This is a genomic window from Citrobacter portucalensis, assembly GCF_023374935.1.
GTDB classification, from domain to species: Bacteria; Pseudomonadota; Gammaproteobacteria; order Enterobacterales; family Enterobacteriaceae; genus Citrobacter; species Citrobacter portucalensis.
Window position 1 is genome coordinate 194,372 of the sequence record NZ_CP092466.1, and the last position, 15,274, is coordinate 209,645.

Annotated in this window: 12 protein-coding genes, 1 tRNA gene and 1 other RNA gene; 9 read left to right on the forward strand and 5 right to left on the reverse strand. The window is 53.9% G+C overall.

The genetic code is table 11. From position 1 onward, the window contains the following. Window positions 1-3 precede the first annotated feature (3 nt). From LY264_RS00935 to LY264_RS00945, 3 genes are all read right to left on the reverse strand, one after another. Window positions 4-753, reverse strand: coding sequence for a sugar phosphate isomerase/epimerase family protein (locus tag LY264_RS00935; RefSeq protein WP_048227293.1), 750 nt, complete (start codon window positions 751-753; stop codon window positions 4-6). A gap of 99 nt (window positions 754-852) precedes the next feature. Further along, the gene (locus tag LY264_RS00940) at window positions 853-1,869 is read right to left on the reverse strand and encodes a LacI family DNA-binding transcriptional regulator (protein WP_048215331.1); all 1,017 of its coding nucleotides are present in this window, start codon (window positions 1,867-1,869) and stop codon (window positions 853-855) included. Window positions 1,870-1,973: 104 nt separating this feature from the next. After that, window positions 1,974-2,636: an OmpA family lipoprotein gene (locus tag LY264_RS00945; protein ID WP_003827397.1), complete on the reverse strand. Its 663-nt coding sequence runs from the start codon at window positions 2,634-2,636 to the stop codon at window positions 1,974-1,976. Window positions 2,637-2,795: 159 nt separating this feature from the next. Here LY264_RS00945 and LY264_RS00950 point away from each other — a divergent pair, with 159 nt between their 5' ends. After that, window positions 2,796-5,129, forward strand: coding sequence for a molybdopterin guanine dinucleotide-containing S/N-oxide reductase (locus LY264_RS00950; RefSeq protein WP_071692529.1), 2,334 nt, complete (start codon window positions 2,796-2,798; stop codon window positions 5,127-5,129). Here LY264_RS00950 and LY264_RS00955 read toward each other — a convergent pair. Together LY264_RS00955 and tag are read right to left on the reverse strand one after the other, a co-directional pair. Further along, window positions 5,098-5,538, reverse strand: a complete 441-nt coding sequence (locus LY264_RS00955; protein WP_003827401.1) for an N-acetyltransferase — start codon at window positions 5,536-5,538, stop codon at window positions 5,098-5,100. The genes LY264_RS00950 and LY264_RS00955 overlap by 32 nt on opposite strands. Beyond that, window positions 5,528-6,097 (reverse strand): DNA-3-methyladenine glycosylase I, encoded by a 570-nt coding sequence (tag, locus tag LY264_RS00960; RefSeq protein WP_003846107.1) that lies wholly within the window; start codon window positions 6,095-6,097, stop codon window positions 5,528-5,530. The genes LY264_RS00955 and tag overlap by 11 nt, the downstream gene beginning before the upstream one ends. 159 nt (window positions 6,098-6,256) lie before the next feature. Here tag and LY264_RS00965 point away from each other — a divergent pair, with 159 nt between their 5' ends. The 8 genes from LY264_RS00965 (at window position 6,257) to dppC (ending at window position 15,265) form a co-directional block, all read left to right on the forward strand. After that, window positions 6,257-6,958, forward strand: a complete 702-nt coding sequence (locus LY264_RS00965; protein WP_071692528.1) for an autotransporter outer membrane beta-barrel domain-containing protein — start codon at window positions 6,257-6,259, stop codon at window positions 6,956-6,958. Between the two features lie 251 nt (window positions 6,959-7,209). After that, on the forward strand, window positions 7,210-8,412 hold the full coding sequence (locus LY264_RS00970) for an L-lactate MFS transporter (RefSeq protein WP_020996062.1): 1,203 nt from the start codon (window positions 7,210-7,212) through the stop codon (window positions 8,410-8,412). Window positions 8,413-8,622: 210 nt separating this feature from the next. Further along, the gene (gene eptB, locus LY264_RS00975; protein ID WP_032945323.1) at window positions 8,623-10,317 is read left to right on the forward strand and encodes a kdo(2)-lipid A phosphoethanolamine 7''-transferase; all 1,695 of its coding nucleotides are present in this window, start codon (window positions 8,623-8,625) and stop codon (window positions 10,315-10,317) included. 91 nt (window positions 10,318-10,408) lie between these two features. Continuing rightward, window positions 10,409-10,485, forward strand: a tRNA-Pro gene (locus LY264_RS00980). A gap of 34 nt (window positions 10,486-10,519) precedes the next feature. Next, window positions 10,520-10,652: non-coding RNA, RtT sRNA (locus LY264_RS00985), on the forward strand. A 907-nt stretch (window positions 10,653-11,559) separates the two neighbouring features. Next, complete coding sequence (gene dppA / locus LY264_RS00990) at window positions 11,560-13,167, forward strand: dipeptide ABC transporter periplasmic-binding protein DppA (RefSeq protein WP_003827414.1); 1,608 nt, start codon at window positions 11,560-11,562, stop codon at window positions 13,165-13,167. 166 nt (window positions 13,168-13,333) lie between these two features. Further along, window positions 13,334-14,353, forward strand: a complete 1,020-nt coding sequence (gene dppB, locus LY264_RS00995; protein ID WP_032945322.1) for a dipeptide ABC transporter permease DppB — start codon at window positions 13,334-13,336, stop codon at window positions 14,351-14,353. A gap of 9 nt (window positions 14,354-14,362) precedes the next feature. Then, a complete protein-coding gene (gene dppC / locus LY264_RS01000) occupies window positions 14,363-15,265 on the forward strand; it encodes a dipeptide ABC transporter permease DppC (RefSeq protein ID WP_048215338.1) in 903 nt (300 codons plus the stop codon). Window positions 15,266-15,274 lie beyond the last annotated feature (9 nt).

Genomic DNA, 15,274 nt, shown 5'->3' on the forward strand with positions numbered 1-15,274 from the left:
GCGTTACTCCTCGCGTAACAGCTCGACGTAGCGGCGGGTAACCGCCACCAAATCCTGCCCTTCCAGGGGGAACTCAATGCCGCGTGGGACATCGTTGGGCAGCGTTTTTAGCAGCGCCAGCCAGCGCGGATCGGCGGTATCTGGCGGTACGGCGCGGTAGCTGTCGCGATGTGCAACTGCGGCTTTAACATGGATATACCCAACGGTTGACGCCAGGTTCTGCGCCGCCAGTTCCGGGGAGTCGCCCACCCACAGCCAGTTGCCCATATCGAAGGTTAAAGATATCGGCAGGTTTTGCGTCTGACAGGCTTCGTTAAAGCGCTGCATCGGCTGCAGGCGTCCGCAGTCGGTCTGATCGTTCTCGACAACCAGCTCCATTCCGCTGTTGTCCAGCCATTGGCGTAGAACGTCGAACTGTTCGGTATGGGAAAAATGGCCGAGGGAGACTTTTAACCACAGTGCCTGCAAGGCCTGCGCTTCCTCAAGTAGTTCTGGAAGACGGGGGTTGAGGCTACCGTCCTCAAGGCACAACGGTTCAGGCGCAGAGTAACAGGCCAGCAGGCCGAAGATTTCGATCGCAGAGGCCATCGTGGACAGCGTCTTCAGCTCAACGTCGGTTAATAGCTCGCGACGGATTTCGACGCCGTCAGCACCGGCTTCAGCGATGATGGGCAGCATTGCCGTTTGCCCGCCTGCGGCCCGTACCTGGTCGTGCCCATAAGCGGCGGTGACCACCATAATTTTTCTTTTCATGGAAACTCCAGACTAGCGTTCTTGTTATAACGCTAGATGGAACCGGTTCCAAAGAAAAGCCTATGATGTCGAATTTATGATCACCATCACGAAGGTAATTTAACGGCAGGTAGAGCCGCGCACGATCAGCTCGCCGGAGAAGACCTGCTCCTGAATGGCCGCAGAGCCGCCATCGATCCGGCGCACAACCTGCTCAACGGCGGTGTAACCAATCTGCCAGGTGGGTTGTTTCAATGTGGTAATACCAACGCCCGCCAGCTCGGCCCATTCCAGCTCGTCAAAACCGAGTAGGCCAATGTCGCTCCCCCAGTTGAGGCCAATGCGTTTCAGGGCGCGGGCTACTTGTAGCGTGAGGGCACCGTTGGCAGAGATAACAGCTTTGCGCATTCCACGATGCTGCTGGTGAAACTGGCGCAGGGTGTCGTCCAGTTGCGTATTGTCCGTGAGCGGGACTTCGGCATTTTGCGCGATCACGCCGGGGTATTGCGCGAGCGTGGCACGAAAAGCGCTCAGGCGTTCGCGGCGGGTATTCACCATGCCGAGAGGTTCGCTGAGGAACAGGATGGCTTCAAAACCTTGTTCGACCAGATGTTCGGTGGCAACCGTTGCCGCCTGGGTGTTATCCAGCCCGACCATATCACAGGCGAAATCGGGAATTTTACGGTCAATCAGCACCATCGGCAGCGCAGACTGTTGCAGGCGGTTCAGCCCCTCTTCGCGCATCCCGACGGCGTTGACCACAATCCCTTCGACCTGGTAGCTGCGCAGCAGGTCGAGATAATGCAGTTCCTGATCCACTTCGTTGTTGGTGTTACACACCAGCGGGGTAAAGCCTTTATCGCGACAGGCGGCTTCAATACCACTTAGCACGTTGACGGAGTAGGGATTAGTAATATCGGCGATGATCAGGCCAATCAGGCGGGTACGACCGTGTTTCAGGCCTCTTGCCATCAGGCTGGGACGGTAGTCGAGATCGGCAATGGCTTGTTCAATGCGGGCCAGCAGCGCGTCGGAAAGCAGGTGCTTTTCACCGTTGAGATAACGTGAAATGCTGGTCTTGCCGGTTTTTGCAGCTTTCGCCACATCGCTGATGGTTGCCCGTGTTGATTTGCTCATCGCTGATTTCCCTGAATTTGGTGACAACACCTTAACGCGAAAATCAACGATGGCAAGTGCTTCATGCCGGATGGATACGGTCTGCTTCCATCCGGCACAAAACGTTACTGGATCGGGCTTAAGGTAATTTCTACGCGGCGGTTTTGCGCTTTACCTTCCGCTGTGCTGTTGCTGGCGATCGGATTTGCCGGGCCCATACCCTGAGTGCGGATGCGGTTAGCTGCGACCCCTTGAGTGATCAAGGCGCTGGCTACGGAGTCTGCGCGCTGCTGTGACAGACGCATATTCAGATCCTGGCTGCCGGTGCTGTCGGTGAAGCCCAGCACGTTGACGGCGGTTTTATTGTACTCTTTCAGTACCATCGCCACGCCGGTCAGGGTGTTAGCACCCGCAGGCTTCAGGTTGGCACTGCTGCTGTCGAAGGTGACGTTGTTTGGCATGTTCAGAATGATGTTATCGCCACTGCGCGTCACGCTGACGCCCGTTCCCTGCATTTTTTCGCGCAGTTTCGCTTCCTGCACGTCCATGTAATAGCCGATACCACCGCCAACGGCCGCGCCAGCCGCTGCGCCAATCAGTGCGCCTTTGCCGCGATCTTTCTTCGAAGAAGAGAGTGCGCCAATGCCCGCGCCGACCAGAGAGCCAATACCTGCGCCAATGCCGGATTTACCTGCTTCGCGTTCGCCGGTGTAAGGGTTTGTTGTGCAGCCAGAAACCGCCAGGGCGCCGCTCACGATGGCAGCAATAACAAATACACGTTTCTTCATCTTAATTCCTTAATGACTTTTTCTTCTTTGCCACAGCGACCGTGGCGGTTGATTATGACGTGTGAACATGAAGAAAATTCCAGGGAAGACTCTGAAATTTGTAAGTAACATTGAACGGCATAATAAATAAGCCGTCACATCGCATTCAGGAGCGCCATCTTGGCTAATTCACCCGCACATTACTCGGTGTTAACCGCCGCCCACTGGGGACCAATCCTCGTCGACACTGATGGTGAGACGGTTTTCTCCTCGCGTGGCGCGCTGCCCACCGCTCATCCCAACTCTTTGCAAACCGTGGTGCGCGACCAGGTTCACAGTAAAACGCGGGTACGTTTTCCGATGGTGCGTAAAGGGTTTCTCGCCTCGCCGGAAAACCCACAGGGCGTACGTGGGCAGGATGAGTTTGTTCGCGTCAGTTGGGACGACGCGCTGAATCTTATCCATACGCAGCATAAACGCATCCGTGACAGCTACGGCCCGGCCTCAATTTTTGCCGGTTCGTACGGCTGGCGGTCCAACGGCGTGTTACACAAAGCGGCGACCCTGTTACAGCGTTATATGGCGCTGGCGGGCGGTTATACCGGGCATCTGGGGGATTACTCGACGGGGGCTGCGCAAGCGATCATGCCGTACGTGGTGGGCGGGAACGAAGTTTACCAGCAGCAAACCAGCTGGCCGGTGGTGCTGGAGAACAGCGAGGTGGTGGTGTTGTGGAGCGCCAATCCGCTGAATACCCTGAAGATTGCCTGGAACGCGTCCGATGAGCAGGGCCTCGCGTACTTTGAGGCATTGCGCGACAGCGGTAAACGATTGATCTGTATCGATCCGATGCGATCGGAAAGCGTCGATTTCTTTGGCGATAAGATGGAATGGATTGCCCCGCATATGGGGACCGACGTAGCGCTGATGCTGGGCATCGCGCATACGCTGGTGGAAAACGGCTGGCATGACGAGGACTTTCTCTCCCGGTGTACTACCGGATATGACCGTTTTGCCGACTATCTGCTGGGTAAATCTGACGATGTTGCAAAAACGGCAAAATGGGCGGCAGAGATTTGTGGCATTCCGGCAGCGAAGATACGCGAACTTGCAGCGATATTTCACCAAAATACCACCATGCTGATGGCCGGATGGGGCATGCAGCGCCAACAGTATGGCGAGCAGAAACACTGGATGATTGTCACCCTGGCCGCCATGCTCGGACAAATCGGGAAGCCAGGCGGCGGTTTTGGGCTGTCGTACCATTTTGCCAACGGCGGCAACCCAACGCGCCGGGCTGCGGTGCTGGCTTCAATGCAGGGCAGCGTTAAAGGCGGCACCGACGCGGTAGATAAAATCCCGGTGGCGCGAATTGTCGAAGCGCTGGAAAATCCCGGCGGTTTTTACCAGCACAACGGCATGGACCGCCATTTCCCGGACATCCGTATGCTGTGGTGGGCGGGTGGCGCTAACTTCACCCATCATCAAGACACTAACCGTTTAATTCGCGCCTGGCAAAAACCGGAGCTGGTGGTCATCTCGGAGTGTTTCTGGACCGCAGCAGCAAAGCATGCTGATATCGTGCTGCCAGCAACCACCTCCTTTGAGCGTAATGATTTGACCATGACTGGCGATTACAGCAACCAGCACCTGGTGCCGATGAAGCAGGTCGTACCGCCGCAGGACGAAGCGCGAAATGATTTTGATGTCTTTGCCGAGCTGAGTGAGCGCTGGGAAAAGGGCGGATATGAACGGTTCACCGAAGGTAAAAGCGAACTGGCGTGGCTGGAGACTTTTTACAATATTGCCGGGCAACGTGGGGCCAGTCAGCAGGTGACATTGCCGCCTTTCGCCGAGTTTTGGCAGCGCAACGCCCTGATCGAAATGCCGGAAAACGCCGCCAGCGCACAGTTTATCCGTTTTGCGGATTTTCGCCGCGACCCGCAGACGCATCCGCTGAAAACGGACAGCGGCAAAATTGAAATCTACTCCGCGAGGATTGCAGGTTACGGCTACGCGGACTGCGCGGGACATCCGATGTGGCTGGAGCCGGATGAGTGGTTCGGTAACGCCGAACCGGACCAGCTACAGCTGCTTTCCGCCCATCCGGCGCACCGTTTGCATAGTCAGCTTAACTACAGTGCGCTACGTGAGCAGTACGCGGTAGCGGATCGTGAGCCGATAACGATTCATCCGCAGGACGCCCACGCGCGCGGCATTGCGGATGGCGATACGGTCAGGGTGTGGAACCAGCGCGGGCAAGTTCTGGCGGGCGCGGTGGTGACGGCGGGTATTAAACCCGGCGTCATCTGTATTCATGAAGGCGCCTGGCCTGATTTGGATCTCGCAGCGAACGGTATTTGTAAAAATGGCGCCGTCAACGTGCTGACCAAAGATCTCCCCAGCTCGAAGCTGGGGAATGGCTGCGCGGGCAATACTGCGTTGGCGTGGCTTGAAAAATACAGCGGACCAACGTTGGCGCTTACGGCGTTTGATCCGCCTGCCAGCCCATAATCCACGTGGGGTGGTGAGTCTCTTCCTGCCATGCGCCGTCTTCAATACGAAAACCCAGCGCATGGTAGAAGTTCACCGCTGATTGATTCTTCTGGTAGACCTCAAGGCTGAGTATCGAAAAGCGCTGCTGGACATGCTGCACCAGCGCTTTGCCGATCCCGCTTCTGATGGCGGCAGGTGCGACAAACAGCGCGCCGAGAAAGCGGTCGTCAATCACGCTGGCAAAGCCTTTGAGCTCGCCTTCTTCTTCCCAAACCCAGGTTTGCGCTGCTGGCAGATAAACATCCCGCACCACGGATTCACTTTCGCGCCAGTAGCGCTCTTCGATAAATGGATGGGCATGGATTGTGCTTTCCATCCACAGCGCCAGAATTGACGGCAGATCTTCAGCCTTGGATTCACGAATCATGTTGTTCTCCCGGATAACAGATGCAGCTGGTGACATGGTCGTTGACCAGGCCGCACGCCTGCATAAAGGAGTAACAAATGGTGGTGCCGACAAACTTAAATCCGCGTTTTTTTAACGCTTTAGACAGCGCGTCTGACGCAGGCGTGGAGGTGGGAATATCGCTCAGGTTGGCGGCGCGAGTCACTTGCGGTTGGTTATCAACAAATGACCAGACGAATTCGCTAAACGACTCTCCGTTTTGCGCCATCGTCAGAAAAGCGCGAGCGTTGCCGATAATGGCCTGAATTTTTCCGCGATGACGAATAATGCCGGCATCCAGTACCAGCCTTTCCACATCCTCTTCGGTCATGGCCGCCACTTTTTCCGGGTCAAAATGGTGGAAGGCGTGGCGATAGTTTTCCCGTTTCTTGAGCACGGTAATCCACGATAACCCGGCCTGCTGGCCCTCAAGGCAGATCATTTCGAACAGCTTTTTACCATCGGTTTCGGGGACGCCCCATTCCTTGTCGTGGTAGGCAATGTAAAGTGGGTCCTGGCTGACCCATCCGCAACGCTGCATATTCTTCCTCGCTGTTTTTACTGGCGTAAAAATTTCATTCGGCCCGCCTTGACGCGCCAGCTAAAAAGACAATATTTAATACAGGGCCTGATGGGCCCAATATCCTTCACACAATGACAATAATATCGCCGAATTCGGCTCTTTTCTGGAGTCGCGTTGATGATTATAAGAAACGGTAGTGGTCGCCAAAGGTTAACTCTGGCGAGCGTCGTAGTTTGTGCGCTGTCCATCAATACAGCATATGGCTGGCAACAAGAATATATCGTTGATGCGATGTCAGGGCATACGGCTGAACGTTATACATGGGACAGCGATCACCAACCACGTTATAACGACATTCTGGAAGAACGTATTCGTTCCACTCAGAACGTGGCGGGTCCCGTGGTAAATCTGGCGGATGAGACGCCTATGGATGCGACCAGCGGCATGAGTATGGGCTGGAACTTCCCGCTTTCAAGGCAGGTGACAACTGGTCCGGTTGCCGCGCTGCATTATGACGGTTCAACCACATCTACTTACAACGAATTTGGCGATAGCGCGACGTCGGTAACGCAGAACGATCCGCTGTGGCATGCCAGCGTGAGTTCGTTGGGTTGGCGAGTCAATTCGCAGTTCGGTGATGTGCGTCCGTGGGCGCAAATCAGCTATAACCAGCAGTTTGGCGAGAATATCTGGAAGGCGCAGTCGGGTCTCAGCCGCATGTCAGCAGCGGGTCAGGATGGTAACTGGGTGGATGTCACCGTCGGTGCAGATATGCTGTTGAACCTGCACATGGCGGCTTACGCGGCGCTTTCGCAGGCGGAAAACAGTACCAACAACAGCGACTATATGTACACCATGGGAGTGAGCGCCAAATTTTAACGTAAGTAATCAGTATATAAACATCTTGATTACATGTTGAGATCAACAATCACACGCACTCCAGCGATAGCGTGTACTAACTCATGCGATAAAATTCAGTAACCCGACTTTTTGTCTCGTCATTCATTCCGCATTCCAGGCATTTCATTCCGTCCTGGCGGCATTTCATGCCGTTTTCTCCTGCTCATAAAAGCGCTTCGGTATGGTTGTTGGCAGAGAATTTCCCATTTTGTTTATGCAGGAAGACTGCCATGAAAACTTCTGATTATCAGCGTACCCGCTGGCTGACACTGATCGGCACCATCATTACCCAATTTGCTTTAGGTTCTGTTTATACCTGGAGCCTGTTTAACGGTGCGCTCTCTTCTAAGCTTGATGCGCCGGTGAGTCAGGTTGCCTTTTCCTTTGGCCTGCTGAGCCTCGGGCTGGCAATTTCTTCTTCCGTCGCCGGGAAACTGCAGGAACGTTTTGGCGTGAAACGCGTCACCATGGCCTCCGGTATTTTACTGGGTGTCGGCTTCTTCTTAACCGCCCACTCTGACAGCCTGATTATGCTGTGGCTGAGCGCCGGTGTATTGGTCGGTCTGGCGGATGGCGCAGGCTACCTGTTAACACTTTCCAACTGTGTAAAATGGTTCCCTGAGCGTAAAGGGCTGATTTCCGCCTTTGCCATCGGTTCTTACGGTCTTGGCAGCCTCGGTTTTAAATTCATCGACAGCCAACTGTTGAGCACTGTGGGTCTGGAAAAAACCTTCATGATTTGGGGCGCGATTGTGCTGGTGATGATCGTCTTTGGCTCCACGCTGATGAAAGACGCGCCGAATCAGGAAGTGAAAACGAAAAATGGCGTGGTTGAGAATGACTACACCCTGGCGCAGTCCATGCGTAAACCGCAGTACTGGATGCTGGCAGTGATGTTCCTGACGGCGTGTATGAGTGGGCTATATGTGATTGGCGTGGCGAAAGATATTGCACAAAGCCTGGCGCATATGGATGTGGCAACGGCGGCAAATGCGGTTACCGTCATTTCTATCGCTAACCTGTCAGGTCGTCTGGTTCTGGGGATTCTGTCCGACAAAATCTCTCGTATTCGCGTTATCACCATTGGGCAGGTCGTTTCGCTGGTCGGTATGGCGGCACTGCTGTTCGCCCCGCTGAATGATGCGACCTTCTTCGCGGCGATTGCCTGTGTAGCATTTAACTTTGGCGGTACCATCACCGTGTTCCCGTCACTGGTGAGCGAGTTCTTCGGTTTGAATAACCTTGCTAAAAACTACGGCGTCATTTACTTAGGTTTCGGTATCGGCAGTATTTGTGGTTCCATTATCGCCTCGCTGTTCGGCGGTTTCTATGTGACCTTCTGCGTTATCTTTGCGCTGTTAATTATCTCGCTGGCACTCTCCACCACCATCCGCCAGCCACAGCGTAGCGTATATACCGAGGCGCACGCCTAAACCTATTAGTAGTCTGATTAATACCTGGCGCATATATTTACAAAAATATATGCGTCATTTGCATTCTCCATAAGCACTTTTTCCCCCTCCTGTGGTCTACTTACCCGCGCCCGTAGACATTTCACTTCTGCTGTTGTCGCATTTTCCCCTGCCTGGTCTGTTTGACTACTGCTCAGGGTGTTTTAATCCCGATTCCCAGGGTTTGTTTGCATGAGATATATTAAGTCGATGACGCAGCAGAAACTCAGTTTCCTGCTGGCAATCTATATCGGTTTGTTTATGAACTGTGCTGTATTTTTCCGGCGCTTTAGCGGATATGCACACGAGTTTACCGTCTGGAAAGGACTCTCTGCGGTTGTTGAATTAGCCGGCACTGTGCTGGTGACCTTCTTTTTACTACGACTTCTCTCTTTATTTGGTCGGCGCGCCTGGCGTGTCCTGACAACGTTAGTGGTGCTGTGTTCTGCCGGTGCCAGCTATTACATGACCTTCCTGAACGTGGTAATTGGTTACGGTATTATTGCCTCCGTAATGACCACGGATATTGATTTATCGAAAGAAGTGGTTGGCTGGCATTTTGTCGTGTGGCTGGTTTCGGTCAGCATTTTACCGTTGGTTCTGATTTGGAGTAATCGCTGCCGCTATACCCTGATGAAACAGATACGTACGCCTGGCATGAGATGGCGCAGCGTGGCGGTAGTTTTACTGGCTGGTCTGATGGTATGGGTCCCGATTCGCCTGCTGAGCATGCAACAGAGAAGCGTTGAGCGAGCAACGGGAATCGATTTACCCAGCTATGGCGGGGTAGTGGCGAATTCCTATCTGCCGTCAAACTGGCTCTCCGCGCTGGGTCTGTACGCCTGGGCACAGGTGGATGAATCCTCAGACAACAAATCGTTGATGAACCCGGCGAAGAAGTTTACCTATGTTGCCCCCAAAAACCTCGACGACACCTATGTGGTCTTTATTATCGGCGAAACGACCCGCTGGGATCATATGGGAATTTTTGGCTATGAGCGCAATACCACGCCAAGGCTCGCCCAGGAGAAAAATCTGGCCGCCTTCCGTGGATATTCCTGTGATACGGCAACCAAACTTTCGCTGCGTTGCATGTTTGTGCGTGAGGGTGGGGCAGAAGAAAACCCGCAGCGTACTCTGAAAGAACAAAACGTCTTCTCCGTGCTCGGCCAGTTAGGGTTCAAGACCGATCTTTACGCGATGCAAAGCGAGATGTGGTTCTACAGTAACACCATGGCGGAGAACATCGCCTATCGTGAGCAGATTGGCGCAGAGCCGCGCAACCGTGGCAAGAACGTTGACGATATGCTGTTGATTACCGAGATGCAGCAGTCTCTGCAAAATAATGAAGATGGTGGCAAGCATCTAATTATTCTGCATACCAAGGGCTCGCATTTTAACTACACCCAGCGCTATACCCGTGATTATGCGCAGTGGAAGCCGGAATGTGTCAATGTTGATAGCGGTTGCTCGAAAGCTGAGATGATCAACTCATTCGATAACTCGGTAACCTATGTTGATCACTTTATTACCAAAGTGTTTGATCAGCTACGCGATAAGAAAGCGATCGTGTTTTACGCCGCCGATCACGGTGAGTCGATTAACGAGCGCGAGCACCTGCACGGTACGCCGCGTAAAATGGCGCCACCTGAGCAGTTCCGCGTTCCTATGATGGTGTGGATGTCTGACAAATATCTGGAAGACCCCGACCATGCGAAGGCGTTTGCACATCTGAAGCAAGAAGCTGATATGAAGGTGCCACGTCGTCATGTGGAACTGTACGACACCATTTTGGGTTGCCTCGGTTATACCTCGCCAAATGGCGGTATTAACGAGAATAACAACTGGTGCCGTATCCCGGACGCGAATAAGGCTACAGCCCAGTAACTGAGCTGCTGACTTTCTCGCCGATCAAATGGCATTTTGATACTAAGGGATTGACGGGCGCGCAGCTGAGCAGTAAGATGCGCCCCGCATTCGGTGATTGGCGCAGCCTGGTAGCGCACTTCGTTCGGGACGAAGGGGTCGGAGGTTCGAATCCTCTATCACCGACCAAATTAGAAAAGCCCGCTCTCTGAGCGGGCTTTTTGCTTTCCGGAATCCACGAGGATGAGAACCTCCGGGGGCAAGAGGTTCGACTCGAGCGTAGCGAGAGAACGTTGCGTCAGCAACGGCCCGCAGGGCGAGCCACGCAGTGGCGAGTAATCCTCTATCACCGACCAAATTAGAAAAGCCCGCTCTCTGAGCGGGCTTTTTGCATTTGTGGCTTTTGTAGGCCTGATAAGCGAAGCGCCATCAGGCAAAACATCACGCTATAACAGACATTGCCGGATGCGGCGCAAGCGCCTTATCCGGCCTACAGGCGAAGCGCTATCAGGCAAAACATCACGCTATAACAGACATTGCCGGATGCGGCGCAAGCGCCTTATCCGGCCTACAGGCGAAGCGCCATCAGGCAAAACATCACGCTATAACAGACACTGCCGGATGCGGCGCAAGCGCCTTATCCGGCCTACAGGCGAAGCGCTGGCAGGGCGTATTTTTTGTTTTTCCGACCCCACGTTTGACCTTCATTTTATCTGCAAAAATTGTGCACCACTTCCCACTGACTGTTAACGATTCTGTGACATATTCCATTGCCTTTTTTTATATTTGCTTGAAACTTTTTTTGCGCTACTTATGGCTGAAGCTGGCATTTTCCGCTGTGCGCTTTAACGTTCATGGTATTAATCGCTCAGATATGCAGCATTAATTTAGAAAGTTTGAATAAATTGCATAAATGTTAATCACCAAATGTTGCGAAATATGAAGATGTTTATTCTGGCATAGTACGCGTAGCACAAATTTCCCTGCTGAAAATGTCCTTCCGCACTTTTTTTAATCTTTGTTTGTGAATTCTCACCGTTGGCGTAAATCACGGTGACCTGTATTGACGTTTTCACATTCTGTTGACAGATTGTAGGGTATGAGGGGCATTTCATGGAGAATCCGCACTGCAACTCAGTCGCTTATGTGAACGGAATCCCCATCCTCTTAACGCCGACCCGGCCGGGTAAAAAACAAAAAAGGCCAGGCGGTGCAAACCCACTGCAAAGGGTAAAACAACAAACATCACATTGGAGCAGAAGAATGAGTATTTCCTTGAAGAAGTCAGGGATGCTGAAGCTTGGTCTGAGCCTGGTGGCTATGACCGTCGCAGCAAGCGTACAGGCTAAAACTCTGGTTTATTGTTCAGAAGGATCTCCTGAAGGCTTTAACCCGCAGCTTTTCACCTCTGGCACCACCTATGATGCCAGCTCCGTACCGATCTATAACCGCCTGGTCGAGTTCAAAACCGGTACGACTGAAGTGATTCCGGGCCTTGCTGAGAAGTGGGAAATCAGCGAAGACGGCAAAACCTACACCTTCCACCTGCGTCAGGGCGTGAAGTGGCAGGACAACAAAGAATTTAAACCGACGCGCGATTTTAACGCCGATGACGTGGTGTTCTCTTTCGATCGTCAGAAGAATGCCCAGAACCCGTACCATAAAGTCTCTGGCGGCAGCTATGAATACTTCGAAGGGATGGGTCTGCCGGATCTGATCTCCGAAGTGAAAAAAGTGGACGATAAAACCGTTCAGTTCGTGCTGACTCGCCCGGAAGCGCCGTTCCTGGCTGACCTGGCGATGGACTTCGCTTCTATTCTTTCCAAAGAATATGCTGACAACATGCTGAAAGCCGGTTCTCCGGAGAAAGTGGATCTGAATCCAATTGGTACCGGTCCGTTCCAGCTGCAGCAGTACCAGAAAGACTCCCGTATTCTGTATAAAGCATTCGAAGGTTACTGGGGCACCAAGCCGCAGATCGACCGTCTGGTCTTCTCCATTACGCCTGATGCTTCCGTGCGTTACGCCAAACTGCAGAAGAACGAGTGCCAGGTGATGCCGTACCCGAACCCGGCAGACATCGCGCGCATGAAGCAGGATAAAAACATCAACCTGATGGAGCAGGCGGGTCTGAACGTGGGCTACCTCTCTTTCAACACCGAGAAGAAACCGTTTGATGACGTGAAAGTCCGTCAGGCGCTGACCTACGCGGTAAACAAAGAAGCGATCATCAAAGCGGTTTATCAGGGCGCTGGCGTTGCCGCGAAAAACCTGATCCCGCCGACCATGTGGGGCTATAACGACGACGTTAAAGACTACACCTACGATCCTGAGAAGGCCAAAGCGCTGCTGAAGGAAGCTGGTCAGGACAAAGGCTTTACCGTTGAGCTGTGGGCTATGCCGGTACAGCGTCCATATAACCCGAACGCACGTCGTATGGCAGAAATGGTTCAGGCTGACTGGGCGAAAATTGGCGTTCAGGCCAAGATTGTGACCTACGAGTGGGGCGAGTATCTGAAACGCGCCAAAGCGGGCGAGCATCAGGCGGTGATGATGGGCTGGACCGGTGACAATGGGGATCCGGACAACTTCTTCGCCACTCTGTTCAGCTGTGCGGCAGCGAAAGACGGTTCCAACTACTCTCGCTGGTGCTACAAGCCGTTTGAAGACCTGATCCAGCCAGCGCGTGCGACGGACGATCACAACAAACGTATTGAACTGTACAAGCAAGCGCAGGTAGTTATGCACGATCAGGCTCCGGCTCTGATTGTTGCTCACTCCACCGTGTACGAACCAGTGCGTAAAGAAGTGAAAGGCTATGTGGTTGATCCATTGGGCAAACACCACTTCGAAAACGTTTCTGTCGAATAATTAAAAGCAATTAAGGAAGCGCTGCGCCCCGGTATTGTGTAGGCCGGATAAGCGCAGCGCCATCCGGCGTAATGCTTTACCCGCGATGCAGTTTGCGTGGGATAAGATTTGTGAGCAATACAGACTCACGGTTCCAGGCCGTGCGTCATTAGAGAGAATCCGGGTTATGTTGCAGTTCATTCTCCGACGTTTGGGACTCGTCATCCCCACGTTTATCGGTATCACTCTTCTCACCTTTGCCTTTGTCCATATGATCCCCGGCGATCCGGTTATGATCATGGCGGGTGAACGTGGGATCTCCCCTGAGCGTCATGCTCAACTGTTGGCTGAACTCGGTCTGGATAAGCCGATGTGGCAGCAGTACCTCCACTATATCTGGGGGGTTATGCATGGTGATTTAGGTATCTCACTGAAAAGCCGCTTACCGGTGTGGGAAGAGTTCGTACCTCGCTTCAAAGCAACGCTGGAACTCGGCGTCTGCGCGATGATTTTCGCCGTCGCAGTGGGTATCCCAGTGGGTGTACTTGCTGCCGTTAAGCGCGGCTCCATTTTCGATCACACGGCAGTTGGCCTGGCGCTGACCGGTTACTCTATGCCGATTTTCTGGTGGGGCATGATGCTGATCATGCTGGTTTCCGTGCAGTTGAACCTGACGCCAGTTTCTGGGCGGGTGAGCGACATGGTGTTCCTTGATGATTCCAATCCGCTAACCGGCTTTATGCTGATCGACACCGCCATCTGGGGTGAAGAGGGCAACTTTATTGATGCGTTGGCGCATATGATCCTGCCTGCGATGGTGCTGGGTACCATTCCTCTGGCGGTCATTGTGCGTATGACCCGTTCATCGATGCTGGAAGTGCTGGGTGAAGATTACATCCGTACCGCGCGCGCCAAAGGCCTGACCCGTATGCGCGTCATCATTATTCACGCTCTGCGTAACGCGATGCTGCCCGTGGTGACCGTTATCGGCCTGCAGGTTGGTACGCTGCTGGCCGGGGCGATTCTGACCGAGACCATCTTCTCGTGGCCGGGGCTGGGGCGCTGGCTGATCGATGCGCTGCAACGCCGCGATTATCCGGTGGTGCAGGGCGGGGTGCTGCTGGTCGCGACGATGATTATTCTCGTCAACCTGCTGGTAGACCTGCTGTACGGCGTGGTGAACCCGCGTATTCGGCATAAGAAGTAAGGGGCCATCATGTCACAGGTTACTGAAAATAAAGTTATTGCTGCACCGGTGCCGATGACTCCGCTGCAGGAGTTCTGGCACTATTTTAAACGCAACAAAGGTGCGGTTGTTGGGCTGGTGTACGTTGTGGTGATGATCCTGATTGCGGTCTTTGCCAACGTCCTCGCACCCTACAACCCGGCAGACCAGTTCCGCGATACGCTGCTGGCTCCTCCCGCGTGGCAGGACGGCGGTACCATGGCGCATCTGTTTGGTACTGATGATGTAGGCCGCGACGTGTTGTCCCGCCTGATGTACGGTGCGCGTCTGTCGCTGTTGGTCGGCTGTCTGGTGGTAGTACTCTCCCTGCTGATGGGCGTGGTTCTTGGGCTGATCGCCGGTTACTTTGGCGGGATTGTTGATAACGTCATCATGCGTGTGGTCGATATCATGCTGGCATTGCCGAGCCTGTTGCTGGCGCTGGTGCTGGTGGCGGTATTTGGCCCCTCGATTGGCAACGCCGCGCTGGCGCTGACGTTCGTGGCATTGCCGCACTATGTCCGTTTGACGCGCGCCGCCGTGCTGGTGGAGGTTAACCGCGACTACGTCACTGCATCTCGCGTGGCGGGAGCCGGCGCGATGCGCCAGATGTTCGTCAACATTCTTCCTAACTGTCTTGCGCCGCTGATTGTTCAGGCGTCGCTTGGCTTCTCTAACGCCATTCTCGATATGGCTGCCCTCGGCTTCCTGGGGATGGGCGCACAGCCGCCTACGCCGGAATGGGGCACCATGCTCTCTGACGTTCTGCAGTTTGCCCAAAGCGCCTGGTGGGTCGTGACCTTCCCGGGGCTGGCGATCCTGTTGACGGTGCTGGCATTTAACCTGATGGGTGACGGTCTGCGTGACGCGCTCGATCCCAAACTGAAGCAGTAAGAGGTTCGA

What these genes read in the sequence shown, in the direction of transcription:
- LY264_RS00935 (WP_048227293.1), bottom strand. Translation starts at nt 753, where the DNA reads ATGAAAAGAAAAATTATGGTGGTCACCGCCGCTTATGGGCACGACCAG.
- LY264_RS00940 (WP_048215331.1), bottom strand. Translation starts at nt 1,869, where the DNA reads ATGAGCAAATCAACACGGGCAACCATCAGCGATGTGGCGAAAGCTGCA.
- LY264_RS00945 (WP_003827397.1), bottom strand. Translation starts at nt 2,636, where the DNA reads ATGAAGAAACGTGTATTTGTTATTGCTGCCATCGTGAGCGGCGCCCTG.
- LY264_RS00955 (WP_003827401.1), bottom strand. Translation starts at nt 5,538, where the DNA reads ATGATTCGTGAATCCAAGGCTGAAGATCTGCCGTCAATTCTGGCGCTG.
- tag (WP_003846107.1), bottom strand. Translation starts at nt 6,097, where the DNA reads ATGCAGCGTTGCGGATGGGTCAGCCAGGACCCACTTTACATTGCCTAC.
- LY264_RS00965 (WP_071692528.1), top strand. Translation starts at nt 6,257, where the DNA reads ATGATTATAAGAAACGGTAGTGGTCGCCAAAGGTTAACTCTGGCGAGC.
- LY264_RS00970 (WP_020996062.1), top strand. Translation starts at nt 7,210, where the DNA reads ATGAAAACTTCTGATTATCAGCGTACCCGCTGGCTGACACTGATCGGC.
- eptB (WP_032945323.1), top strand. Translation starts at nt 8,623, where the DNA reads ATGAGATATATTAAGTCGATGACGCAGCAGAAACTCAGTTTCCTGCTG.
- dppA (WP_003827414.1), top strand. Translation starts at nt 11,560, where the DNA reads ATGAGTATTTCCTTGAAGAAGTCAGGGATGCTGAAGCTTGGTCTGAGC.
- dppB (WP_032945322.1), top strand. Translation starts at nt 13,334, where the DNA reads ATGTTGCAGTTCATTCTCCGACGTTTGGGACTCGTCATCCCCACGTTT.
- dppC (WP_048215338.1), top strand. Translation starts at nt 14,363, where the DNA reads ATGTCACAGGTTACTGAAAATAAAGTTATTGCTGCACCGGTGCCGATG.